Raw genomic sequence first — 20,646 nt, forward strand, 5'->3', positions numbered from 1 at the left:
AAGCGGACTAACCGGACCGTCCAACATAGACAAAGCCAGCCCATCAACCCATCAACCCATCACCCCAGCACCGCACCAACCCATCAAGATCGGCAAACACCCCCGCCCGTTTCCACAATTCCCGATTACCGATCACATAAGCGACTTCCTTCGCGCGGGTCATAGCGACATTCAGCAAGTTCGGCGTCTTACCCGCCCAGTTCCTTGCCCCTGACTGCGCAGCATCGGGCGCGCCCAGCACGAACAAAACTGCTTCAGCCTCCCTGCCCTGGACAGTATGGACAGTGCCGACCCGGCTACGCGCCCAGGCCGCGATGTCGGGAATTGCTTCTTCCAGCACCGGGCTGTCCGCAATCATCCGCCTCAAGCCATCGGCGACGATGACAAACGGCGTGACGATATAGAGATCCAAATCCAGCCCGACCCCCGCGATCTCCTCCAGCATCCTGACAACCACCTGCCCTTCCGCCGGACACCACTTGTCCTCACCGCTTCCGCGAACATCGATCCAGCGGGCAGGTCCGAGGATATCCCGGATCGGCGAAGACTTGGCAGTCTTCGCCTGTACCATGAGACCTTCGTAGGCGACGCGATTGGCAACCTTGAACATGGGATCGGCGCAGCGGCGGTGCACAAGGAGCGGGACACCGACGGTGCGCGTTCCCGACCTTGAGGGAAACTCCGCAAACGAGGAGGTCGCCTCATCGGCCAGCGTCTGTACCGATCCGGCCGGCGCGGAAAAGCGATCGGGATCGACACCGAAGCTTCGGCAGATAGCGCCCGTGAGGCTCTCCGGGAGCAGGACTACGGGCTCGACCTGGACGGGATCGCCGACAACGATCGCCCGCTTCACGCGCATGAGAGCGCCCACCGCCTGCTGGGGGCTTGCCTGCCCTGCCTCGTCGACAAGGAGCCAGCCCAGCCCTTCGGGCGGGACCATCTTCAGCATGTTGCCAACAGAGGCAAATGTCGTGGACACCGCAGGCACCACCAGGAAGAGGCTGGACCACAGGTCCGGTATCAGGCTGTCCTTTTCGGGAGCATCGAGCCCTTTGCCGTCGAGCACCTGCATGGCCATGCCAAGATTCTGCCGCAGCGGTTTGGCGGCGGCGTCAACGAAGGCACGGTGCAGTTCGAGCGCGGCTTCGAACAACGCATCCCGGTCGCGGTGCTCGGCGGGCGTGAGCCAGGGGGCAGCCGTCTGGACGGTCTCCCGCGGACCGCCCAAAAACGCATCATCGAGCACAGGCACGCCTCGGATCGTCTGCTGCCCGCGCAAAGCCGCCAGGGCTGGACGAAACGCGCCGGAGATTGCCTCCACCGCTTGCCCGGGCCGGAACCGCAGCCACGGCGAAGCTGCCAGCACGGCTTCGGATAGCGGCAAGGCCCCGCCTTTCGCGAGGGGCCGGCCAGATTTCGCCAGTGTGGCCGAGAGGTCCAGGTGCTCTGCCCTCCACTGACGCCAGGCGGCCGAACCGAACAGGCGCGCGAGAAGACCGGGCCGCATGGCCGCGTGCTCCCGGCAGGCCTCGAATGCACGTTCAAGTCGGGGCAGATGCACGGAGGCAAGGCGAAGCGTTTCAGCCGCCTTGTGCTGCGCTTCGACGCGCCCGCGAAGCTCTGTGTACTGAGCACGCGCGGCATGCCAGCGGCGCAGTGCCTCGCGGCGATCTTGCGGCGGCTGCAAGTCGGCGACGATCTTCGGCGGCCGGGTCGAACCATCGGGCAGATCGATTTCAGCAGGCGTGCCGCAGACCGTCTTCAAATACCCGAAAAGCCCGGTTTCCTTGTTCCACCAGAACCGGTCGCGAAACGCGGCGCGATTGCCGGCGTTGCCGAGCACTGCCGCAATCGCGCCCCACGCCTTGGTGCCAAGCAGCTCATCGGCCAAGGGCTCGAAGTACCGAAGGCTCGCGGCATCCTCGGCGACCGCCCCGATCGCCGGAAGCTCGGCGCTGACGTTCTCGACCGCCTTGTTGTTCGAGGATGCAATCAGCATCTCGAAGCCTTTCAGGCTTGGGTCCAGCCGGTAGAGGTGCACGAAGGCGCTGCCGAAGCGCTGCTTCTGGCCCGATGCGGTGAACGCCGTTTCCGGATCGTCGAACCGCGCCATCGCATCGGCCCGCTGGCTGACCAGGGCCGCCACGACGTCGCGCAGCAGCGTCGTCTTGCCCGTACCCGGCGGACCATTGACGGCAAGGATCTCGCCCGCGCGCTGCTCGCTTGCCAGATTGACTGCGGCCTGCTGCATGAGAACGAGCGGATGGCGCCCTGCCCCCGGCCAGCGGGCGAGAGGAAATCGCGCCGGTGCGAGCGCGCTTTCTACCGCGTCCATGTCACTCAGCAGGTCGCGGCGCTCGGCGGGCGCCTTTGCACCGAGGAAGCGCTGAAGCGCCTCTGGGCACTGGCCCTTGCGAACGAGCTCGCCCGCTTTTGCCAGATCTTTCAGGTAGAAACTGTTGAGCAGGATCGGCTCAGGCGGTTCACTGGACTTCGACGATACCAGCGAACGGACCGCAAAGGACGGAGGCGTGACACTGCCGCGCTCCAGCCCGCATTCATCGACGAGCCATTCGAAGGCGGCGTTCAGGGCCTGAAGGGTGAGCGGACGCACACCGTCAGTTTCATCCTCACGGTAAAGACGGGAATGGAGCTCCCCCTGCAGCCGCTCCTCCTGCGCAGTCCAGGCCGCAAGCGTCGATGGCTCGTTGCGCAGCGCCCGAGGCAGTCCCCAGGCAAAGCTGGAAATGGTCGCGCAGGCGTCCGGAACAGGCTTGCCGAAGCGATCGACAATGACAATCGCGAGCGGAGTCTCTCCCCGTGCCTGAGGTTTTTCAGGCCGTTTATCCGCAAAGCGGGCCAGGAGCTGGTCCATCGCCGGCTTCATGGAGACGGTCCCAAGCACGATCTGGAAATAGAGCCTGGTGCCCATAGGCCCCTTCGCGGGGCCGTGATCCCAGGGCAGTCCGCGATCGAGCCGTACGATCCGCCGGTTGTCGCCGGCAGCAAGATCGGCGGGTCGCCGGAAGGTCGCCGGCGACAGGACCTCAAGCACCGTCCAGGCGCGGAGAATGTCCTCCATGCGGTTTTCCTGCGCACGGCCGGGAAGCGGTGCCGGCACGACCGGCGCCGCTTCAACTTGGCGGGGCTGCGCTTCAGCCCTGCGAAGCTGATGCACCGAGAACGGGAGTTCGGGCGACGGTTTGGGCTGCGAGCCGCTATCAGCCTCAGCGGCGCGATCGGTCACAGCTTCGGCCTCCCTCGAGCTTGGGCAAGCCGTCTGGAGCGTCTGTTCCAGCCGCAGACGCAGGCGCTCTGCCCGCTGTGTATTGCGCCAGCCCAGTTCTCTCAGAACGGCCTCGAGTGTTGCGCCATCTCTTTCGTTGCTGGCGACAATTTTCTCAAGCTCGACGATACCGAACTGGCTGAACGGACGCCCTCCGGCTTTCGTCATAACTCTTCCTTCCGATTCAATTCTCATTCCCATATGCCGCGCGGCAGGGGCTTTCAGTGACATTTCCCGTTACCAGGGCAAGGAGCCGCCGCTGCTGACCCAGGTCGGCGCGCAGGAAATCAGGCCGGGCAGCATAACGCCCACCTGCCAAACCGGAAGGTCAAGCGGCCCACTTTGGGCGGTGCCGAGAGACATCGGCCATGGCAAGTTACCAGTTCTTCATCGCAGGGTGACAGTGCATGCCCCCGATATCCGACAAGACCATGGAGTGGTGGGGACGGGGCGGCGGGCGCACAAACGGCACAAGCAATTGATATTTCGCCAGAGAGGGATATCGGCGTATGCAAGACCGGACAGCGCCTTCATGCTTACGCGAAGTGTCGGCTGGAGGCACGATGACGTTTTCAGATATCCTGCACAGGCACGGCGATGAGCTTGCTCTCATTGTCGGCAACGGAATCCACCTTGCCGGCGGCCCGAGCCGCAATTCCTGGCGCGGTCTCTTGCTCCGGCTTGCCAACGAAAGCGGCCTTGGCCTGAAGGATTGGCCGGCCGGCCTTTCGAACATCGAGTTCTTCGATATCCTGGCCCTGCGCAGGCAAAACCAGGGCGCCGAGATGGCCAGGCAGTTCTGCACGGCGATGGGCGACTGGCAGATCAGCGATTACCACCGCCGGATCGTCGGATGGGCAGAGCGACATGACGTCCCTGTGCTCACCACAAATTTCGACAATGTGCTTGCAGATGCCGTGGGCGCTCGAGAGCTGCGGACCAGGCACCGAAGGTTCACTGCCTTCTATCCTTGGGACACGCGTTTTGCGCACACGCTGCTGGACGATCCCTGCGCGGGCTTCGGCATCTGGCATATCAACGGGATGGCCTGCCATCCCAGCAGCATCCGTCTCGGACTCAGCCATTATGTCGGTCTTGCGCAGCGCGCGCGGGGATGGATGCAAAGGCGCCAGACCGGCATCTTCAAGCCGGGTGGCCTGTCCAGTTGGACGGGACGTCACACCTGGCTGCAGATCATGTTCAAGCGGCCCCTTCTGGTAATCGGGCTGGGCCTCAGGGAAGACGAAGTCTTCCTGCGCTGGCTGCTCATCGAAAGAGCCCGCTTTTTCGCGAAGTTCCCCGAGCTTCAGCAAGATGCCTGGTACGTCTACAGGAACGATGCGACCGACAGCAGCCAACAGGGCCATCTGCTGTTTCTCGAATCCGTGGGATTCAAATGCGTACCGGTCGGCGCGCACAGCGAAATCTACGACAGCGCGGCCTGGCTAAGCTGATCAGCGGCAGGTACCTCGTTCCCGGTTGGCCTCAGGTCGAGGCGACAGGGAATGCCGGGCGGTTTCTCATTTGAAATTCCGCCCCTTCCCGAACGTGTCGATGTGGAGGTCGGGGATCAGGATGTCTCTGGGCGCGGGATGCTTTGAAACCGGATCCCGGGGATCCGGCCCACCGCCGTTCTTCGCGCCGTCACCGCGCCCGAAGGGCAGCGGGAACGGCTCGCAGGCAGCCTCGCGCTCACGCCCCACGGCGGACAATAGCGGGGTCAGATCGACGAGCTTCCTCGCGATGACATGGATAACCTCCCCCTCTCGCTGAACGATGCCCTCGACGCCGAGCATGCGCGCCCCCATCACGATCCGCCGGTTCTCCTCGAACATGCGCGGCCAGACAATGAGGTTGGCAACACCTGTCTCGTCCTCGATGGTGATGAACAGCACGCCCTTGGCAGAGCCTGGACGCTGGCGCACCAGCACGAGGCCGGCGAGCGAAACGCGGCGACCGTCGCGGATGGCGGCCAGCGAACGACAGGGCGCGACGTTCCTGCCGTCCAGGTCCCCGCGAAGGAAGGCGACCGGATGACGCCTGAGCGTCAGACCGACGTGGCCGTAGTCCTCGACCACCTCCCTGCCCTCGGTCATCGCGCGCAGCAGAACCGGCTGTTCGACGATCTCGTGAATGAAGCCGTCAGCCCGCGCCTCCGCAGCGGCAAAGAGAGGCAACTGCTCGTCGCGCAGCGCCTTGATCGCCCATAGGGCTTCGCGCCGCGCCAGGCGAAGCGAAGGGCGAAAGGCATCGGCTTCAGCAAGCTTGCCGAGAGCGGCCGCCGGGACATCGGCCCGGCGCCACAGCTCCTCAACGCTCATGTAGGGCTGATCCGCGCGTGCGGCGACGATCCTGGCAGCATCCGCCTCCGCGAGCCCTTTGACCATGCGCATGCCGAGACGCACGGCAAAAAGGTCATCCTCGCCGCTGCTTGCCGTGGGTTCCAGCGTAGAGTCCCAGCGCGAGGCATTGACGCAGACCGGGCGGATTTCGACGCCATGGCCGCGGGCATCGGTCACGATCTGGGCCGGCGCATAGAAGCCCATGGGCTGGGCATTGAGCAGGCTCGCGCAGAAGACATCGGGATGCCAGCACTTGAGCCAACAGGAAGCATAGGCAATCAGCGCAAAGCTCGCGGCATGGCTTTCGGGAAAGCCGTAGCTGCCGAAGCCCTCGAGCTGGCCGAAGGTCTTTTCGGCAAACTCGGCGGTATAGCCGCGCTCGGTCATGCCGGTGACGAGCTTCTCCTTGAACTTCGAGACGCCGCCGGTGAACTTGAATGTCGCCATGGCGCGGCGCAGCTGGTCGGCCTCGGTCGGCGTGAAGCCCGCGCATTCGATCGCGACGCGCATGGCCTGTTCCTGGAACAGCGGTACGCCCAAGGTCTTGCCGAGGACCTTTTCGAGTTCGGGCTTGGGATAATGGACCGGCTCCTTGCCGGCGCGCCGGCGCAGATAGGGATGGACCATGTCGCCCTGGATCGGCCCCGGCCGGACGATCGCGACCTCGATGACCAGATCGTAAAACGTGCGCGGCTTGATGTGCGGCAGCATCGCCATCTGCGCGCGGCTTTCGATCTGGAAGGCGCCGAGCGTATCGGCGGCGCGGATCATGGCGTACGTACGCGGGTCCTCGGGCGGGATGGTGCTCAAATCCATCTCGATACCCTTGTGCTGGCTGAGGAAGTTGAAGCCGCGCTTCATGGCGGTCAGCATGCCGAGCGCAAGGCAATCGACCTTCATGAACTTCAGGATGTCGATATCGTCCTTGTCCCATTCGATCACCTGACGGTCCGGCATGGCCGCCGGCTCGATCGGCACGAGCTCGTCGAGCCGGTCATGGGTGAGCACGAAGCCGCCCGGATGTTGCGAGAGGTGCCGGGGCGTCCCGATCAGTTCGCGCGCCAGGTCGATGGCAAGGCGCAGCCGCCGGTCCCCCAGATTAAGGTTCAGTTCCTTGACGTGGCGGTCCTCGACACCGTCTTCGCTCCAGCCCCACATCTGGCCGGACAGCGACTTGATGAGGTCTTCGGACAGGCCCAGCGCCTTTCCGACATCGCGGATGGCGCCCTTGGCGCGGTAGCGGATGACCGTCGAGCAGAGGGCGGCGTGATTACGGCCATAGGTCTCGAAAACCCATTGCATGACGATCTCGCGCCGCTCGTGTTCGAAGTCGACGTCGATATCGGGCGGCTCCTTGCGCTCCTGGCTGATGAAGCGCTCGAACAGCAGATCGGAGCGGGCCGGATCGATCGAAGTGATACCCAGAACATAGCAAACCGCGCTGTTGGCTGCAGAACCCCTGCCCTGGCAGAGAATTTCGCGGCTGCGCGCGAAACGGACGATCGCATTGACCGTCAGGAAGTAGGGCGCATAACCAAGCTCGCCGATAAGCGAGAGTTCGTGCCGCAGCAGCCGCGCCACCTCATCAGGGAGGCCTTCGGGATAGCGCTGCTCGGCTGCGTCCCAGGTCAGCTTTTCGAGGACTTGCTGCGAGGTCAGGCCGGGGATCGCGGTTTCCTCTGGGTATTGGTAACGCAATTCGTCAAGCGAGAAACGGCAGCGCTCGGCGATCTCGATGGTGCGCGCCAGTGCTGCCTCGTATCGGCCGTAGAGGCGGTACATTTCCGCAGGTGGCATGAGGAAGCGGTCGGCATTGGTTTCCCGCCGCGCGCCGAGTTCATCGATCGTGCAGCGATGGCGAATGCAGGTCATGACCTCCTGCAGCACGCGGCGATGGGGATGGTGGTAGAGTACGTCCCCGGTGACGACGGTCGCCACCTGGTGCTGCGCGGCCAGATGGGACAGGCCATGGAGCCGCATCTGGTCGCCGGGCCGGCGATGCAGCGTCAGGGCGAGATAGCAGCGCCCCGAGAAGATCCGCTCGAAGCGGGCAATTACCGGCTCGGCGTCCTCAACCTCGCCCGGAAGCAAAATCGCCAGCAGCCCTGCGGCATGATCCGCGACATCGTCCCAGCCGATCAGGCACTTGCCCTTCCCGCCCCGCTGCTTGCCCCGGCTGAGGAGGCGGCAAAGGCGGGCATAGCCTGTCCGGTCCATGGGATAAACGAGGAGCGAGTGCCCCTCGGTGAGGTCGAGCCGGCAACCGACAATCAGGCGGACGCCCGTCGAACGCGCGGCATCGTAGGCGCGCACGATCCCGGCGAGGCTGTTGCGGTCGGTAATGGCGAGCGCCTCAAGCCCATGCGCTGCAGCCGTGGCGAACAATTCCTCGCAGCTCGAAGCCCCGCGCAGGAACGAGAAGTGCGAGGCGCATTGGAGTTCGGCATAGCGCATGGCTGTAAAGCCCTTCGGCAAGGCTTTCTCAGACGAGCCCATCCGCAAACAGTGGCAGCGCGGCGCCCGCTTCCTGTTGCTCGAAACCCGATACCGTCACGCCGACCAGGCGCACGCCTTTTTCGGTCGGCAGCACCTGCCGAACGAGTGCGAGGCTTGCTTCGCGCAGCTGCTCATGACTGCGCACGGCCATCGGAAAGGTCTTGCTGCGTGTGATCTGCTGGAAGTCGGCGTATTTGACCTTCACGGTTACCGTCCGCCCAAAAGACTGCGCCCGTTCGCACCAGGTCCACACATCGTCGGCCTGGCCCAGCACGCCTGCCTCGATCTCTGTATCCGCCACCAGATCGCGGTCGAAGGTCGTCTCGCTGCCCGAGGACTTGCGTTCCCGATCAGGATTGACCGGTCGCTCGTCGATGCCGCGTGCAATCTGGTAGTACCATTCGGCGGAACTGCCGAAATGCTCTTGCAGGAAGCCGAGCGTCTTGGCGCGCAGGTCAGCGCCGGTTTCGATGCCAAGCGCCTCCATCTTGCGCGCCGTGACCGGGCCAACGCCATAGAAGCGCTTCACCGGCAGGCTCTGCGTCCAGGCTGCCCCCATATCGGGCGTCACCGCGAACTGGCCGTTGGGCTTCTTCTGGTCGGAGGCGAGCTTGGCCAGGAACTTGTTGTAGGAAATGCCGGCGGAAGCCGTCAGTCCTGTTTCCTCCAGGATCCGCGCACGGATTTCCTTGGCAGTCAGCCAGGCGGTCGCATTGCCCCGAAGCCCCTTTGCGACGGCTTGCGTCACATCGAGATAGGCCTCGTCGAGCGAGAGCGGCTGAATGAGATCGGTGTAGTCGGCGAAGATCGCATGAATTCGCCGCGAGACCTCTTTGTAAACGTCGAAGCGCGGCGGCACGAAGATGAGGTCAGGGCAACGCCGCTTCGCGGTGACGGAAGGCAGCGCCGAACGCACGCCGAAGGTTCGCGCTTCGTAGCTTGCCGCCGCGACCACGCCGCGCGCGGCCGGGTAACCGACGGCCACCGGCTTGCCCCGAAGCGCCGGATCGTCGCGTTGTTCGACCGACGCGAAGAAGGCGTCCATGTCGACGTGAATGATCTTTCTGACGCGCGAGTCGGGCATAGATCCCCAGCTAGCACAAAAAGAACAATTAGAGAACATACTGGCGCATTCAATCGCCCCGATGCCAGATGAGTAAGAGTCCGCCCGTGACCCTTGGCGGCAGGAAACGCCCCGTTGCAAACGTTCAGGGACAGCTTGCCGCTCCTCCAGGCCAGCCGTTCGTTTATGGTGTGCGATAAAGCTCCTGACGATTCCGCATTATAAACGCGTGCACGTGCTGCACCGATGCAGCTTGAGCTTTGACGGAGAAGAACCATTCGTCGAACGCATTGGCATCATCGTTCGCAGGCTCGACATAGTCCAGGAAGCGCTCCCCGCCGGACGGCAGATCGCCTGCCCGCACTGCCTCGCGATACTGTACCGCAAGTCCCCAGTCATCAATTTGCGCTGCAACCCCGGCAAGATCCCGGCCCATAACTGGTCGCCACCATGGCTTCCGCTTGCGAGCAAGGTGTCGAACAAATCTATCACGGCTTCGAGCCCATAACTCGGGATCATCCGCAGGCCAGATCGGCTCGATCCAACGCGGTGCAATGACATCACCCGCCTGTTCAGTCATCGCCAGCGCAAACCTGTCACTCAGCTCAGGCCAGTACAGCGCCTTAACAGCAGCAACCCCAAGTGACAGGTGTTCCGCATAGTTCTGACAATACTGCGTGAAACCCCCATTGCTGACTTGTCCAACGATGTCGGACCACATCAAAAGGGTTCGCTGCGCCTCGGTCAATAGCATTTGCCCGGAGTGACCGTAGAGGTTCCAGCCCTCAATGTTCATGACCGATGGGACATGGATCAGGTTTTCTCCTGTCATCCACCACCGATCGTCGAAATACGCTGCAGCACGTTCGAACTCGGCTTCGCTCATGATGGGTCGGCTATCGGCCATTAGTGCTCCAAATCAAGATCGCATGATGCGAGATGACACCTACCACACTCAGGTCAATGCCGGATTTGCTAAGATTAGGCGGTAACGTGAAAACGCAGTAATTGGCTGCTCGAAACGACCAAGCCCGACTTGTTTATCAGCTTGGAGGCCACCCGCCCACCTACCAGCCCGCAGGCCGCCCACCGGCCCGCAGGCCACCTACCGGCACACATTCCGCCATCGTCTGACTACCAGCCTGCCAAACTGGCACGCACACCATCCGCGCCCTTACCGAGCCCAAACGCTCCGCAACACTGCCAAGTCTGATCCAAGGCCCCGCTGCGCCGCCCCGGTCGGTTTGAGATTCCCGACCGTCAAAACGATCAGCGGACCAGGGAACTCCTGTGAATGGATCCTATCCGGAAGAACGCAGGGGATGAGTGCACCGGTTCGCTGAGATCGGCCCGACTTTGTCCCGGCGCAGGCATCAGGCTTGCGATATCAAGGCCGCGATAAACCGGACCAGCAAGCTCGATCCTGGCCCATGTAGGATTGAGCGATGCAAATGCCTTGAGCGCCGCGATTGTCTGCGCCCGATCGTTCATCGCCATGGAAAGCCGAGCCGCACGGCGCCAGATGCGATCCCAGCCCTCACCCAGATGCGTTGCTTGCCCAATTGCGGCCTCAGCTTCGGCCCGCTTCCCGGCCGACCAGGCACGCTCGGCGCGGCCTATCGACTCCTGCGCCAAGCGCAGATCGAACAACCGGCACAGCTCGGCCACCGGCTGCGGCGCGGCATCCACCCGCAAATCGACGTCCTGCCAGCCGTCGTCGCGGGTTCTGACGAGAAGCGCTGCGGACATTCTTCCCGTCGTCTGGCCGCCTGCGGCCTCCCCTGCTTCGAGCGCGGCCAGCAGGCGCGGGGCAAGGCTGCCCTCTCCCGAAAGAAACGTCCTTTCCGCGGCACTGAGCACCCGCTCCCCGGCAAGGCCATTGCCCTGGACGCTTAAAACGGAGCCCGAACGCGCTCCCGCCCATCCCGACGCCAGCGCTTCACTTCCCGAATACACCATTCCCGGGCTACCAGGAGCAACGACGCCGACTTGCCTGAAGCTGATATCCTGACCCTCGAAATTGCCGTCCGAGGCAAGAAGCGCATCGATCGTCTCGCGGGGGGACTTGCCCTCGGCAAGCAAGGCAAGAAATGTCATTCATTTCGCGAAGGACAATGACCTCACCCAAACAGTCCATGTAAATACCAGCCCTGCCCGCCGGTCGCAGCATCCACGCCATCGCCTTGCCGGAAGACCCAGTAACGTGCGCCGGTCTCATCCTCGACGAGGAAATAATCGCGCACGCTCAGCCATTCCGCTTCGCTCAAATGCCATTCGCCGTAGATGCGCTCGGGACCATCCGCGCGCTTCACGCGCCGGCGCACCCCGCGCCACACGAAATGAACAGGCGGATGGTCCGGCAAAAGCGCCATCGTCTCGATCGCCTCCGGCCTTGCAAACAGCCGCACCGGCCGCGGCCAGCGCTCGGGCCAGCGCAGAAGCGTCGGATCCGCCATCGGTGCAATACGCATGACCGAACGCTCGGGGGTATGGCTTTCGCGCGCGGCGATGCGGAACAGTCTCTGCTCCCCGACCCGATTGCCGAGGATATCGACGAGCGCGGATACGTCGGGACCGGGTTTGTCGCCGAGGCTCGACATGGTCCGCAGGCCCAGCGGCTCGATCACCGGCGCCGCCAGCACCATGCGCTCGATGCCAAAGCCGGGATCTATGGTTTCGATCCTGTCGCACAGCAGCCGGGCAATCTGCTTTTTCTCGCGGCTCGCCTTGGCAAGCCCGGCGCGGATGGCCTGAACGGCATTGTCGACGCGGTGGAAGCGAAGATCGAGCCGGCGCGCGCCGAGACCTGCCTCCTCCAGCAATTCGCATAACGCATCGACCTGTTTGCGGGCGTAGCGCGCGATCGTCTCCGGGGCTCCGATCGGCTCGGCAAAACGGCGCTCGACTTCGATCTGACGCGGCGCCTCGACAGGTTCGAAAGGTTCAGGCAGCCTCCCATAGATCTGGTCGAGCCGCCGGCCGGGATCGGAACCGAACCGCAAGGCGAGCGAAGCGCGCGGCATGGCCTCCAATTCCGCGATCGTTTCGATGCCCAGCGCGGCGAGGCTTTCGATCGCCTTGGCCTCCAGGCGAAGTGCCGCAAGCGGCAGCCGCGCAACCGCTTCGACAAAGTCTGCCGGATCGACGACAGCAAGTCCTTCGGGGCGCAAGATCTCGCCGCCAAAGCGGGCAAGCGCATGGGCAGCCCCGTAGGTCGGCGCGCAGACGGCGCGCGCGGCGGTCTCGACTTCGACGAGCCGGCGCAGCATGTCGGCAAGCAGCCCCCTGGCTCCTCCGTGACTGTGGGTTGCCCCGGTCACGTCGAGCATCAAGCCATCGGGCGGATCGAGCGCAATGAGCGGCGAGTATTTGCGCAGCGACCAGACCGCGAGGCGCTCCAGCGCCTCATCGTCTGCGTCGCGGTCGGCGTCCATGATCAGCAGATCGGGCACCAGCGCCTGCGCCTGGGTCACCGCCATGCCCACGTACAGGCAGAGAGCGCGCGCAGGCGCGCTCACCGAAGTCAGCACGCGGCGACGCCCTTCCATGCCCGCCAGGACCAGCGGCGCGTCAGGCGGCGGTGCTTGCCGCCCAAGCCTGCGCCGCAGCCGGTCGATCGGCCAGGTCGGCAGGAAGAGCGAGACGACCTGTCGCATCGCAGGATTCCAGAAGAAAATCGGCGCTTTCACCAGCCCGGCACCGAATGAGCTCGACGAACCAGCGCGGCCGCCCGACGCCGGGGACCGGCAAGATTTCCGACGGAACCGCTGTCACCCGCCAGCGCGTCGCGGCCGCCGTCGGCTGCCCGAAATCAGCAGCATCCTCGCGCTTGCGCCAACGGCGCAGCGCAATCCCGATCGAACCGCTTTGCTCCGCAGCCAGGAGCAGGCGGCGAGAGACCGGCATCGAAAGACGCGCCACCTCGGCAACCACACCGCCAAGCCCGCCATGGCGTAACCCCTCTTCAAAGCAGGCGAGCAGCGAGGTCTCGTCCTGTGCTTCGAGATAGATGACACGGTCGGGATCGAGCCCGGCCAGGGCGATGGCCGGCGCGAAGAGATCGGCCTTGGTCATGCACCAGAGGATCTTGCCTTCGGCGCGTGCCATGATGCCTGCGGCAAACAGCGCTGCGGCTGCGCCGTCGGTCACGCCCTGGGCGCCGCCGGCCACTTCATGGAGTGAACCCAGCGCAAGCCCTCCGCCGGGTAGCTTGGCATCGAGCGCTTCAAGCCCGAAGGGCAATACCTCGCGCGCGCGCCTGTCGCCGCCCTCGATCTCGGCGATCCGGGCGCGCAGGGTATCAATGCGAGATGGCGACCCTCGCTCCGTCATGAAGGGCCTCCTTGTGGCTCTGCGATGGAATTTTCGTTCTTATTTTGTTCTATTCCGTCTAAGAGTCAACGCCGCGCCTCGAACATCGCAACGCGCGGGCAGGGAAAGGGCCCGGAATTCAGACAATAAGGCTGCGAAAATTTGAGCCGCCGATCCCCACTGCTTTACGTTTCGGACAGAGCGTCAGGCAGTGGCGGCTAACGAGTGAGCGAATCGGCGTGCGCCCGCCCTCAGAAGTGTTGCTCACTCTTTGTTGAACCTGCCTGCGGGCGTAGAATGGTTTTGAAAGGATGCTCCCATCTGCAACCTCTATCGCCTGACGACACCTGCTAGCGCCATCGCCGCGCTTTTCGACACCGAGCCGTCGAGCGGGGCCAATTATCTCGAGGTGGTGGCACCGACAGACCCCGGCCTGGTTATTTCGCAAAGCCAAGCCCGGGCGATGGCCTGGGGCTTCCCGCGTACCGATCCAAGCAAAGTGACCGGCGAGATGCTGAAGCCTCACCCCATCTACAATGCGCGTGCGGACAAGATTGGATCGAGATTCTGGCGCGGGAGCTTTGCGCGGCGTCGCTGCCTCGTTCCACTAAACGCCTGGGCCGAACCGGAAGGTAAAAAAGGAAAGATGACCCGGACCTGGTTCTCGCTACCCGGCGAGGAGATTTTCGCAGTCGCAGGCATCTGGCGTCGTAGCGACGAATGGGGGCACGTTTTCTCGATGATGACGGTTCCCGCGCATGAAGCCATGCTGGATCTCAACGACCGCATGCCAGTGATCCTGCGCCGCGAAAACTGGAAGACCTGGACCGACGGCTCGCCAACCGCCGCTCACGGGCTCTGCAATCCATGGGAGCGGGAATTACTGCGCGAGCCATCCGACGAGCCATGGTCCGACAAGTCCCAAATGGACAAGCCGCCGGCACCCTCACCGCAGTTGTCATTGCCGCTGTAGCCCAAACTCAGGCGATCAGACGCACCAACCAGGGAAGCGCAAGCGCCGCCGCCAGGAGACCGGCTTCAATATACGTCTTCAATGGAAACGGTCCCTCCGTTCGGACGTCGGACGCCCCCCCGCCCACAACGCGTTGATGAGGGCCTGCCCCGCCCTTTCAATGGCCTGCTTGTTGCCCGCAAAATTCACGGCCTGCCGATAACGTTGTGCTGCACGTTCGCTTTTCATGGAGGGCATGTAGAACACCCGTCAGCAAGCGCGACCGCGGATGCACCCGGATTGGCGGCGCTTTGCATAAGCAGCGCCCACGCCCCCCCTCCACCGCCAAGCCCCGATCACGAGATTTCCGGCCCGGAACGACCACGTCCAAACTGCCAGTTGATACCGGCCTCGCGCATGATCCCGCCGGCCTGCTGTCCAAGCTGCTTTTCGAGCACGGGCCGCCATGGAACCAGGGTGAATTCGTGGCTTCGCTCTATAAGCGCGAAGCGCCCCGAAATGCCATCGATCCGGCGGCTCACCTTGCCTTCAATCCAATCGCTGGTCTTCGCCTCCGAGAAATCCTTCCCAAGCTCTATTGAAAGACGCTCTGCGATCCGCAGCAATTCGCGCCGCTGAAGCAACGCCAGAGCATTCTGCCGCAATCTGATACCACTCGGCGAAACATCGGCCAGATCCTGCTCGACCAGCCATTGGCGCCGCTGATCCAGACCTGCACGAACTTCCCGGCCGAAACCCGCATCGCGCATGGCCAGTCCAGAGGGTGATGCAAGTTCGCGATCGAGCCAGGTCGCCCCTTCCATCACGGCCATCCGCTCCAACGATCCCGCCCCCAGGACCTCGATAGCGACGGGCCGGGAAGTGACATCGCGCTGCTCGAAGCGTTCTGCTACTTCGAGATGTTCGGACGAAATACGCCAGCTTCCATCGGCCTTGCGAGGCCCAGCCGCCCGCGATGACTGCGCCCCACAGGATCCGCACGTTTATGCCTGAATACCCGCGCCGGGTCAGGGAATTGACTGCAAGCCCCGTCACCGGTCCCCCAAAACTCCCGCCAGCGGTTTCGCCGCTCCAAGGCTGCACCCACGGCACTCGACCCTGTTCGAGCTCGGCAATGATCCGGGCCGTAACCTCGTCATAAAGCGAGGCCCGATTCGTCCCCCGACCTGTGGCTCGTGATCCCACGGCACCAGAGCCCGCGCCCTTCGATAGCGCGCCTCCCGATTGCGACCCCGCGCATGACGGAGCCTTGCGATTGCTGCGCATGTCTCACCTCCATACCTCGCCCCAAAACCACCATGGCCTCCCCCGACGGAGCGGGGGTGGGCGGCACGGGTGACCGCAAGGCCCGCTGCAGGGCAGCGCCTGCCCCCCTTGGGGCCGGAGCGAAGTCGGAGGAGCCGCACGCATGTGCGGCTTGCAGGCGGTGCCGGCGGGCCTAGACGGGCGCCAAGCCCACCCGCGCTCCGAGAGGGAGGCTCACCAAAAGACGCCGCGCGCGAAAGCGCGCGTCTACGTCACCGGTCCATCACGATGGACCGGCATCCTGCGCCAGCGATCCTCACCGAATGGCCGAGACCGAAAGGGCTCGGTGCCCTGCACGCTGGCATTGTCCCGTCCGCGTGCGGCATGGAGCGCGGTCGCGCCTCAGGCGCGAGGCGCCCGATGGCTTCGGGTCATCAGGAAGCGTCTCAGCACCCAGAGATCAGGCCCAAAACGCTCGGACCCAAAGAGCCCGGGTCCCAGAGAGTTCAGGTCTTGGGAGGAGCAGGATCCGGCAAGCGCGGCGCGCGCGCATAAGGCGGGGTCAACTTCAGCAGCTCTACAACGGCGGCCTTGTCGAGACGCACACCCCCGGCAAATTGCCCGCCGACAAGCCCCATCAACCGGTCGTCGGTCTTCATTCTCTGAAGCTCTTTCAAGGTCGCTTCGAACGAGCCCGGCAATTGCGCGGTAGTGCAGGCCTTGACGGTAGCGGAGGGATCCTCTTGCGCAAGCATGTCGGCAAGCTCGGGACAGGATGCGAGCAAACGCCACGTCGTGGGCCACTCGACCATGAGCACGACCCAGGTCGCCAGCCGGAACCAGCCGTCCCCCGTTGTCGAGTAAGTCGGATGCTGGAGGGCAGCGGCATGGTGAATGGCGAAGGAGTTGATGATCCGCTTGATCTGACGCGGATTGGCAGGAAGCCAGGGGGCGAGCGCAACGAGGCGCCTCGCAGTCACCTTATCGACATCCGGCGTGGCCGCAACAGCGATAGCCAGTTCATCGTTGATGATCCGTCCGACCGCCTGGTTTGCGGCATCTTCTGCGCTGACTGCTGATGTCGCTGCAGAAGCGCCCGCTCCAGCACCAGTCACGACACCCGCTTCCGCTCGCTGGCGAACCTGATCCATAACCGTCGAGGCTTCAAGCCATTCGGATTTGATACGATCGCGCAGTGTCTCGGCTTCGAAGACGATAGTGGGATCCTTTTCTGTTTCCTCCCGAACTTTCACACGCAACGCGATCTCGGCATCACGCGCAGCGGCCTTCAGGGCTTGAGCGGCCGGCCCAATTCCTTGCGCGCCATCGAGAAGGCCGCCGACATAAGTCACCTGCACCTGAGGGTCGAGACCGGGCAGGAGGTAGCTCAGTTGGATGGCCTTTTCTACGAAACGCGCGCCTATGCTCTGTTCCGCACTGCCGGACACCTCCAGCATCTCACCGTGCTTCGCCTCGAAAGCGCGCTCCAGCCACTCGCGATCGCCAAGGATCAGGAAGACGACGCGCGGACTGCGAAGGATAGTGCGCATGCCGCGAACGAGATCGACGATGACGTCTGGCTTGCAGCGGTCGAGATCGTCGACGACGACCAGGATTGGTCGCCCCATACGGACCATCGTCTTGTGAAAGTGGCGTCTGAAGCGCTCGAGCGGATCGCTTTGGCCAAGGCTCAGTCTTTCGGCCAGCGGGTCCACGCCGGGCGCCAGCGAGCCCACGAGCAGCGATAGCGCTCCGCCCAGAGCCGTCAGGCCGCCCGAGGCGAGCAGGAGCCATCCTGCAAAATTATCAGGCACTGGGCCAATAATCTTCTCGGACGATTTCGCCCCGACACCGGCAGCACCCCACCATTGCAGCCCCAGGTTCAACGCCAGAACAAGGAGGAAGGTCGTTAGCGGGAGTATCAGCTTGGGCGTCCACAGACGCCAACCAAGCTCCCGGATCCAGAGCCAAAGCCACTCGCAAGTCAACCCGCCCCATCTCTTCAATGCAGCCCAACGCCTCGATTGCCCGCCAGCTTTTTCTGGACTGGCATCGCCCTTGCGCACTGCATCGAAACAAGTGTGGCGAATGACCTGGTAGAAGGCCCACCAGGGCGGGGAAATATGCTCGCTTTGCCATGCGTTGTATTCGACGATTATCCAGGGGCGCTTCTCCGCCGCCGTCAAAGCGATCTTCTCGTAAAACATGCGCCCGATTGCAGCCTCGTCGGCAGAGCGGGCGCGCAGGAAGCCGGCCGGCGTACCGCCGTATCCGTAGGGATTGAGGACGCGCGCGATGAAGTTCGCGAAGGTAGTCTTGCCCCCGCCCCACGGCGCATCGAGATGGAGCACGAACGAGGCCCGGGTCTTCGAGCGCGCACAATCCCGATTGAGCTTGCACCAGATCATGTGCAGGCGCCGTGCAAGGACAATGGCGATACCGCCGCGACCCAATGCATCGTCATCGACTTCCGCATCGTCGTCCAGGAAATCAAGGTCCGGTGGCGGCGTGCCAACCGGTCCTGCCGTGTCCTGCGCGGAAGACTGCGGCGAAGCCGGCGCAGGCACAGGCGGCGAGCCCGCCGAGGACTCGGGCAAGATTGATGGTTCCTGATTTACCTCAGGCCCAGTCACTGGAGACACCGTTGGGGGCACCGACGACGCCCCAACCGACGAAGGCGCCGGTTCGGATGCCGGCGAGGAGACAGGCGAAACGAACGAATCCTCTGTCTGTATTGTGGGGTCTGGTTCGTGCGCAACGGACGCGACTGATCCGCTCGCCGGTTGCATGGGCGCCTCGTTCGGCAAGGTATCAATGACCGGTGCGATGAACGGGAAATTGCCGCGCATGTCGATCTTCGGTAACTGCTTGACCTTCATCTGCGCTGCAAGGATGCCCGTTCGCTCGACGACACCTTGCGCGATTGCCTGACTGTCCAGCCCGTGATCGGCGGTTCTCATCTGATCGAGAAATGCCTGAACGAGAAAAGACGGCCGTGCACCTGCAGGCGCATAAGTGAACTCGCCCGGTTCCGCACCGTAGATGAGGAGCCTCGGTGACAGTGCCCGTTCCCGCCAGACCTGCAAGCGAGGCCCCGCACGCAAACCGGAATAGTCCAGTCTACCTGGCATGTCCCGGCAGCCGTCGACGATAACGAGCTGCCCGCGGCATTTAGCGCCGTCCAAAGCCTCAAGCAAATTGTTAAGCGACAAGGCTGCACTGGTGCTCTCAGACTGAAACGATGGCGCCGAAGTTTCATCAGGATAGTCGCCGTCCCGCCTGCCAAGCGAGACGTCATCCGCGAGCAGCAAGGTGTCACCATTGACGTCGGGCGTATGTCCGCCAAAGTAGAGAAAGGCTATGTTGCCGGGATGGCTGCGAACGCTGTAGACCCATTTCTCGACGCTGCGGCGGATGTTCTTGATCGTTGGCGCCGGCCATTCGCTGTCTAGCAGGCCATCCTGGGAAGCAAGTGTTTCGATCGACCCGAGCGGCGCCGTGACATTGCGAAATTGCTTCTGGAACCAGTCGGACAATGCGCTTGCAGATGCGCCGGCAGATTGCAGTTGCAAACCGGGTAGCGAACGATAGCCGCCTACGCTGATGATCAGCGCATGGGTTGCTGCTTGCCGTTCATCCGTCCTTTCGACTTCCATAGTGAGAATCCAGCAATAAGAGCCTATCCACGCTTCCTACTCTGTCGATCCGCGTGGCCCGGTTCGGGGCCCGCAATGCCCGGCACCGTGCAGCCGGCGTCCGATCATCCGAGCCGAACCAGGCCGTTGTCGGCGATATTCTGCAGATAGCTGTCACTGAAATCGGTAGCGATCTCGATCCACAAGGGATGGTGATCCGACATCTGCCACGTACGCCACTTGGCATAGATCTTCTCGGGCGTCTTGGCTTCGAATTCGCCTTCCTCGGGGTCCTTCGCCGGAAGAAACTGCCTATAGTAATCAAAGTCCTCGTCGCGGAAAACGTCCTCGTACATGTGCAGCATGCCGCCGGTAATCACCTTGAAGCGCGGATCCTTCACGCGCACGGCGATCTGGTCGTAGAAATGGTCCCCCGCCTTGCGCACGACATCGCCATCGATTTGCGGAGGGACAACGAAACCATTGGATTTGAGGGCCTCCATGGTCCTGTGCTTGGGACTGACGACGTTGAAGTCCCCGAGCACGATATAGTTCTCGACCGCGCCGTGCCGGTCCTGTTCCTGCTTGCTCTCGCTATTCTGCCGATCGGCCAGAAACTTCACCATCTTCCCGATCTCGTCGATCCTGCGCTCGAGCGCCGGACCAGAGGCGGCGCCGTAATACAGATGCGCGGTGCACAGGCTGAAGCGAAACCAGCCCGACTGAAAGGCCACGAGGAACGGACTGCGGGCGAACTGAAGCTGCTCGCTCTCCTCCGTTTGCTCGTCGCCCCCGGTTTTCTCGACCTTCTTGGGCGCTACGACCTGCTGCCCCTTGGGCAGCACAATCTCACCCGCGATCTTGCGGAACCAGACCTTCTCGGTGTTGTAGACGAACACCATGCGCTCGTCGTTCCCGCCCGAACCTTCGGTCGTGTCGGTCGCAATGAAATCCCATTCGCGGCCGAGGATCGCCATGACCTTCTGCCACGCGGTCAGATCCCGATTGACTTCCTGCACGGCAACCAGATCGAAGCAGGAGATCATTTCCGCGATGTAGTAGAGGCTTTCCTCCCGCCGCGGGCCGTAACCGAACTTGTTCGAATCGAAATCGCGGATGTTCCAAGTCGCAAGCAGCAGCGAGGAATCGCGCTTGCGTTCGCGTAGCTGCGCTTGTCGCGCCCGAATCGCAAGCAGGCGTTCAGCACAATGCTTCGCCCCGGCCTCGTCGTTGTAGAAGTTACGCCTTATCGATGCGTACATGTTCGTCATGTCACCCCCCGAATCGCCCCACGT

12 protein-coding genes and 1 pseudogene are annotated in these 20,646 nt (G+C 63.4%); 2 read left to right on the forward strand and 11 right to left on the reverse strand.

Annotated elements, in window-relative coordinates; translation table 11 throughout:
• Positions 1–43 precede the first annotated feature (43 nt).
• Positions 44–3,454 (reverse strand): DEAD/DEAH box helicase, encoded by a 3,411-nt coding sequence (locus ACXJ16_RS22280; RefSeq protein ID WP_463922043.1) that lies wholly within the window; start codon positions 3,452–3,454, stop codon positions 44–46.
• A 341-nt stretch (positions 3,455–3,795) separates the two neighbouring features.
• Here ACXJ16_RS22280 and ACXJ16_RS22285 point away from each other — a divergent pair, with 341 nt between their 5' ends.
• Positions 3,796–4,740, forward strand: coding sequence for an SIR2 family protein (locus tag ACXJ16_RS22285; RefSeq protein WP_463922044.1), 945 nt, complete (start codon positions 3,796–3,798; stop codon positions 4,738–4,740).
• A gap of 66 nt (positions 4,741–4,806) precedes the next feature.
• Here the strand turns inward: ACXJ16_RS22285 and ACXJ16_RS22290 are convergent, their stop codons facing one another.
• The 6 genes from ACXJ16_RS22290 to ACXJ16_RS22315 all read right to left on the reverse strand — a co-directional run bounded on the left by ACXJ16_RS22290 (position 4,807) and on the right by ACXJ16_RS22315 (position 13,519).
• Positions 4,807–8,082: an error-prone DNA polymerase gene (locus tag ACXJ16_RS22290; RefSeq protein ID WP_463922046.1), complete on the reverse strand. Its 3,276-nt coding sequence runs from the start codon at positions 8,080–8,082 to the stop codon at positions 4,807–4,809.
• Positions 8,083–8,110: 28 nt separating this feature from the next.
• Positions 8,111–9,208 (reverse strand): DNA polymerase IV, encoded by a 1,098-nt coding sequence (gene dinB / locus ACXJ16_RS22295; protein WP_443478372.1) that lies wholly within the window; start codon positions 9,206–9,208, stop codon positions 8,111–8,113.
• A 163-nt stretch (positions 9,209–9,371) separates the two neighbouring features.
• Positions 9,372–10,073: a DMP19 family protein gene (locus ACXJ16_RS22300; RefSeq protein WP_454798507.1), complete on the reverse strand. Its 702-nt coding sequence runs from the start codon at positions 10,071–10,073 to the stop codon at positions 9,372–9,374.
• A gap of 383 nt (positions 10,074–10,456) precedes the next feature.
• Entirely contained in the window at positions 10,457–11,269 is an 813-nt protein-coding gene (locus ACXJ16_RS22305) for a DUF1028 domain-containing protein (protein WP_454798508.1), read from the reverse strand.
• 38 nt (positions 11,270–11,307) lie between these two features.
• Positions 11,308–12,843, reverse strand: coding sequence for a Y-family DNA polymerase (locus ACXJ16_RS22310; protein ID WP_454798509.1), 1,536 nt, complete (start codon positions 12,841–12,843; stop codon positions 11,308–11,310).
• Positions 12,758–13,519: an ImuA family protein gene (locus tag ACXJ16_RS22315; RefSeq protein WP_443478376.1), complete on the reverse strand. Its 762-nt coding sequence runs from the start codon at positions 13,517–13,519 to the stop codon at positions 12,758–12,760. The genes ACXJ16_RS22310 and ACXJ16_RS22315 overlap by 86 nt, the downstream gene beginning before the upstream one ends.
• Positions 13,520–13,817: 298 nt before the next feature.
• Here ACXJ16_RS22315 and ACXJ16_RS22320 point away from each other — a divergent pair, with 298 nt between their 5' ends.
• On the forward strand, positions 13,818–14,471 hold the full coding sequence (locus tag ACXJ16_RS22320; RefSeq protein WP_443478914.1) for an SOS response-associated peptidase: 654 nt from the start codon (positions 13,818–13,820) through the stop codon (positions 14,469–14,471).
• A 335-nt stretch (positions 14,472–14,806) separates the two neighbouring features.
• On the opposite strand, the gene ACXJ16_RS22325 is transcribed toward ACXJ16_RS22320, so the two are convergent.
• From ACXJ16_RS22325 to ACXJ16_RS22340, 4 genes and pseudogenes are all read right to left on the reverse strand, one after another.
• Complete coding sequence (locus tag ACXJ16_RS22325; RefSeq protein ID WP_443478915.1) at positions 14,807–15,385, reverse strand: DUF3363 domain-containing protein; 579 nt, start codon at positions 15,383–15,385, stop codon at positions 14,807–14,809.
• A 31-nt stretch (positions 15,386–15,416) separates the two neighbouring features.
• Positions 15,417–15,737: pseudogene (locus tag ACXJ16_RS22330) on the reverse strand (ArdC-like ssDNA-binding domain-containing protein); the annotation flags it as partial.
• Between the two features lie 485 nt (positions 15,738–16,222).
• On the reverse strand, positions 16,223–19,372 hold the full coding sequence (locus tag ACXJ16_RS22335; protein ID WP_463922048.1) for a P-loop NTPase fold protein: 3,150 nt from the start codon (positions 19,370–19,372) through the stop codon (positions 16,223–16,225).
• A 104-nt stretch (positions 19,373–19,476) separates the two neighbouring features.
• Positions 19,477–20,622: an endonuclease/exonuclease/phosphatase family protein gene (locus tag ACXJ16_RS22340; protein WP_443478378.1), complete on the reverse strand. Its 1,146-nt coding sequence runs from the start codon at positions 20,620–20,622 to the stop codon at positions 19,477–19,479.
• Positions 20,623–20,646 lie beyond the last annotated feature (24 nt).

The organism is Novosphingobium sp. TK71 (assembly GCF_055361505.1).

Bases quoted from the DNA above. Each gene is read 5' to 3' on its own strand.
- dinB (WP_443478372.1), bottom strand. From the start codon at position 9,208: ATGCCCGACTCGCGCGTCAGAAAGATCATTCACGTCGACATGGACGCC.
- ACXJ16_RS22335 (WP_463922048.1), bottom strand. From the start codon at position 19,372: ATGGAAGTCGAAAGGACGGATGAACGGCAAGCAGCAACCCATGCGCTG.
- ACXJ16_RS22285 (WP_463922044.1), top strand. From the start codon at position 3,796: ATGCAAGACCGGACAGCGCCTTCATGCTTACGCGAAGTGTCGGCTGGA.
- ACXJ16_RS22340 (WP_443478378.1), bottom strand. From the start codon at position 20,622: ATGACGAACATGTACGCATCGATAAGGCGTAACTTCTACAACGACGAG.
- ACXJ16_RS22300 (WP_454798507.1), bottom strand. From the start codon at position 10,073: ATGAGCGAAGCCGAGTTCGAACGTGCTGCAGCGTATTTCGACGATCGG.
- ACXJ16_RS22315 (WP_443478376.1), bottom strand. From the start codon at position 13,519: ATGACGGAGCGAGGGTCGCCATCTCGCATTGATACCCTGCGCGCCCGG.
- ACXJ16_RS22280 (WP_463922043.1), bottom strand. From the start codon at position 3,454: ATGACGAAAGCCGGAGGGCGTCCGTTCAGCCAGTTCGGTATCGTCGAG.
- ACXJ16_RS22290 (WP_463922046.1), bottom strand. From the start codon at position 8,082: ATGCGCTATGCCGAACTCCAATGCGCCTCGCACTTCTCGTTCCTGCGC.
- ACXJ16_RS22310 (WP_454798509.1), bottom strand. From the start codon at position 12,843: ATGCGACAGGTCGTCTCGCTCTTCCTGCCGACCTGGCCGATCGACCGG.